Here is a 1376-nt window from a genome sequence, read left to right on the forward strand (position 1 = left end):
GGGATATCTTTATTGACTTTCACTTCGATATGCAAAGTCACAGCTTGGCCGACGTTAACAAATTCAACCTTTCGATTATCACTGTCCAATAACGATATCTCGGAAACTTCAGCCTCCCCGGTTCCAGAAATGGTTTGAACCTTACCTTCAGCGGTAATTTTTTGCTCAACTTTTTGATTCTGTTTGGCGGCCAACAATGCATTATAATAATCCATAACGGCTTCAGGTTCACCTTCCATCTCAATACGTCCCGCATTGAGAAGGATTGCTCGGTCACAGATACTTTGTATGGCTTGTTTATCATGAGAAACGATTAACAACGTTGTTCCTTGCCGACGAAATTCACGTATTCTTTCAAAACTTTTATGTTGAAAATAATCATCGCCAACGGAAAGCGCTTCATCAACAATCAGAACGTCCGGTCTGATGGCTGTCGCTACGCTAAATGCCAAGCGCATCTGCATGCCGCTTGAATAAACTCTTACTGGGCTATCAAGATATTCACCAATTTCTGCAAATGCTTCAATCTCCGGCATCAGCCTGGAAATCTCATCCCCATGTAACCCCAGCAATTGACCCGCCATATAAACGTTTTGGCGGCCGGTGAAATCCGGATGAAATCCCATGCCCAACTCTAATAATGCGGCAACGCGACCTGAAATATGGATATGCCCTTTGGTTGGCTGACTGGTACCGGTGATCATCTTGAGTAAAGTACTTTTACCCGCGCCATTTATACCAATAATACCTACGGCTTCACCAGGATTTACGGTGAAATTGATATCCTGCAGTACCCATTTCAACTGATGCTTTACGACATTACCAGGGCAGAACCACTCTATAAGACGCGCCCAGCGATTAGGATATTGTTTAAATGCCTTCCCAATATTACTTACACTGATAGTACTCATTAAAGTTCATCCACCATTTCTGCCGCACGCTTTTGGAATAGGCGCATCCCCAAAATGCAAAGTAATACACCAATGATTGCTGCGGGCAAAATCCCATACCAATCAGGCAACTCACCTTTAACCAAGACCGTTTGGCAAGCCATGACGACCCCCGCCAGCGGATTGTATTCAATAAAACCGCGGAAGTTTTCCGGTAAAATAGTTACCGAGTAAACGATCGGAGTAAGCCAGAACCAAAACTGCAAAAAGATGCCAAAAAACTGCCCAACATCACTAAAGAAGACGTTGAGGACACCAATCGTCAAACCGAGCCCAATAGCAAAAAGAATCAAAACGGCAATAACAGGTATTAGCTGTCTCTTATACACATCTGACGCTGCCGACGATGCCAACTGGGTGTAGGTCTCGGGGGTCGGGGGGTCGGTGGGGGGGGGGGGGGGGGGGGGGGGGGGGGGGGGGGGGGGG

The 1376-nt window shown here is 46.3% G+C and carries 2 protein-coding genes; both read right to left on the bottom strand.

The window, feature by feature from the left end; genetic code table 11:
• A partial coding sequence (locus tag JHD74_RS25775; protein WP_199063882.1) for an ABC transporter ATP-binding protein occupies positions 1–911 on the bottom strand: 911 nt, incomplete at its 3' end.
• Positions 911–1279 carry an ABC transporter permease gene (locus JHD74_RS25780; protein WP_199063883.1) on the bottom strand — a complete coding sequence of 123 codons (369 nt, stop codon included), beginning with the start codon at positions 1277–1279 and terminating at the stop codon, positions 911–913. The genes JHD74_RS25780 and JHD74_RS25775, both read right to left, overlap by 1 nt.
• Between the last annotated feature and the right edge of the window lie 97 nt (positions 1280–1376).

This window comes from Serratia sp. ASV30, assembly GCF_016428815.1.
Taxonomy (GTDB): Bacteria; Pseudomonadota; Gammaproteobacteria; order Enterobacterales; family Enterobacteriaceae; genus Chania; species Chania fonticola_C.